The sequence below is a fragment of the Weissella sp. DD23 genome (genome assembly GCF_001579105.1).
GTDB classification, from domain to species: Bacteria; Bacillota; Bacilli; order Lactobacillales; family Lactobacillaceae; genus Weissella; species Weissella cibaria.
Genome location: NZ_KQ970399.1, coordinates 50,170 through 52,656, shown reverse-complemented (window position 1 = coordinate 52,656; position 2,487 = coordinate 50,170). Strand labels below are relative to the sequence as shown.

3 protein-coding genes are annotated in these 2,487 nt (G+C 43.5%); 1 reads left to right on the top strand and 2 read right to left on the bottom strand.

The window, feature by feature from the left end:
* Positions 1–23 precede the first annotated feature (23 nt).
* Positions 24–623 (bottom strand): recombinase family protein, encoded by a 600-nt coding sequence (locus WEIDD23_RS11050; RefSeq protein WP_062359027.1) that lies wholly within the window; start codon positions 621–623, stop codon positions 24–26.
* A 394-nt stretch (positions 624–1,017) separates the two neighbouring features.
* Between WEIDD23_RS11050 and WEIDD23_RS11045 the strand changes: the two genes are divergently transcribed.
* Positions 1,018–1,482, top strand: coding sequence for a hypothetical protein (locus WEIDD23_RS11045; protein WP_062359026.1), 465 nt, complete (start codon positions 1,018–1,020; stop codon positions 1,480–1,482).
* Here WEIDD23_RS11045 and WEIDD23_RS11040 read toward each other — a convergent pair.
* Positions 1,479–2,487, bottom strand: a 1,009-nt coding sequence (locus tag WEIDD23_RS11040) for a hypothetical protein (RefSeq protein ID WP_197458886.1), incomplete at its 5' end; no start/stop codon positions are given. The two genes, WEIDD23_RS11045 and WEIDD23_RS11040, sit on opposite strands and share 4 nt — an antisense overlap.

The following is a 2,487-nucleotide window of genomic DNA, read 5'->3' as shown; positions in this document are numbered from 1 at the left end:
GGTAATTGCATGTATTGCACCTCCTATACTTCAGTGGCGTTAGATAATCTCCCACCCCTCTTTTCCTCTGTCATTTGTTTCTTAATACGCCACAGTGTAGCAGTGCTTAATCCCGTTAGCCGCGCCGTCTCTCTGTACGACAATTCATCCAACATTCTGACTGCTTCTCTATGCTTCTTTGTTAATTTTCTCTTTGGTCGTCCCTCCTTGTAGTTGGGGTTATTCGATTTAGCCCTTGCGCGCCCTTCTGCCAGACGTTCTACAATCATATCCCGCTCAAATTCTGCAAATGTCAGCATGATATTTCTCAACAGATGACCAGCTGGACTATCATCCAACATGCCAAAATTTAAAACGTGTACCTTGATACCCTTCTCCGTCAGCCGGTCAATTACCTTAATCCCTTCTCGAACTGACCTGGCCAGTCTATCCAGCTTAGTAATGACTAAAACATCACCTTCATCAATCACCCGCAAAAGACGTTTTAATGCCGGTCGATTTGCCGTTGTCCCCGTAAACTTCTCGCTGTACACCTTTGTGGCGCCATACTGCCTCAACTGAACGATTTGTCCGTCAAAATCTTGTCCCTGCGAACTAACCCTCGCATACCCGTAGATAGTCATAATAAATCCTCCTATCTACCTAGCGTAACGCAAACCTGACAGTAACCGGCACGGCCATTTTTGGACGTTCTAGCTATTTTTCAGTCACTTATAACGGCGGTAATATTTACCTCTCAAAAATTGGTCCATTAATAGTTTTGACGTATAGTAATTCGTCTGTGACAGCAGCAACTTCTATAGATGGATATGTAATACCAGACAGCATTATGCCAGATGGATATAAATTCTCCCAAGCCGGAACATACTACGGAACTATTAGCAATGTGACGCTTCAGAAAACTGGATCGGTTATTACTAATACCTCCGGATTGCGACTGCGTGATACCAGTATCGCAAAAGTAAACTCATTTGGAATTCAATTAATTTACCTTGTGAATTGAGTGTTTTCATCATCGTGAGCGTTTCTGGTTACACAGATGTGTTTGGTCCATTAACTGCGAAGGGCGATTTCTGGGTGAACGGTAGTTGGAATGGTGAAAGCCGTAAATTGAATACCGTATACAACACTGATCCACAAATTTCTTATAATGCGGCAGCTAAGGCCGTTGGTTGGGGAAACGGTACAGGTTCATCTCAACTAATTCGAATTAAGAATGGCTGGGTGTCAATCTATATCGCATTCACAACTAACAAGGCTGTTGACTATGGTATTGCTACTGAGATTGGGAAAATCACCAATAAGGATTTTCCACTTCCTTGGGGTACCGGTTCAGCTTATGGAACAGCGATTGATGTTACAACATCAGCATTTGTTGGCACGTTAATCATTGATACATCCGGTGTTCTAACAATCAATATGAGTTCCGGAACAATACCAGTTGGCGAGTATTTGACCGTAAACGCTCAATATGCCTACTAGTTTGATTTGAAACTAAATACCTCTCTAATTAGGTCATCACTGGCGTCGATTGAAGCAGTACTGCTTGTGATTTGTGAGGTCGTTTTGTACAGATTTCCGACAATTCTTAATGCGCTTGTACCTAAGTAAACCCAGCCAAAACGTAAATTTATCTGGCTTTTAGTCTGATAATCGCTGTTTCCAAACGGTGTATCAGTCGGGTCAATGATTGCATATTGAAAGTACTGGCCACCGTCGTTGGCTGAAGTTACATCACTAGATGGGCGAGCATTTAAGATGAGCAAATTAAAAGAAGCATTTGGACCGAAGATAATACCAATTCGGTCATGTCCCGTCGGCATTGCGGTAGTGTACTTCAGCATTGTGTTTTTAGTAACCGCTGGTTGGGTGCCTCGCCACAGTGTTGTATAGCCCTGATATAGGCTTGCATTAAGCGTTCCAGAAACGCTCAGGTTTTCGAAACTTTGAGTGCCCTTGAAGTTCTTCTGTCCAGTAATCGTCTCGCTACCCGAAAGGTGCATCGTTGCTGCATTTACAGAGTTAATCGCTACCGAATTTGCCGCAATAGAATTGGCATTAGACATGTTCCAATCAAGCATTGAACCAAACAATTCGTCACGTTTTGTAGCGTTGCTTGCAATGTCGGATGCGAGTGAATTGTCATTGAACACCCGATTATCCCGTTCTTTAGCGATTTGTGAGGCCAAATCAGCCGTTGAGCCTAACAGTAAACTGTCAGCTGCTGAACGTGTAGCAATTTCGGCATTAAAATCGCTATTAAGCCCGCTATACAAGGCTTGCAAGCTGGTATCAGCCGCTGAACGTGCACTTGTTTCCGTCGTTAAATTCGCAACGATAGATGCATCAGCAGTTGACCGAGTAACTTGTTCTTTATTCATAGCAGCAGTAACTGAAGCATCAGCCGTAGAACGCGCTGCTACTTCTGCTGCCAACGAAGAACCAAACGCAATATCGGCAGCAGAACGTGTCTGTGCTTCAAGTGCA

Excerpts from the sequence above, each read along its gene's own strand:
- WEIDD23_RS11050 (WP_062359027.1), bottom strand. The coding sequence starts at position 623 with ATGACTATCTACGGGTATGCGAGGGTTAGTTCGCAGGGACAAGATTTT.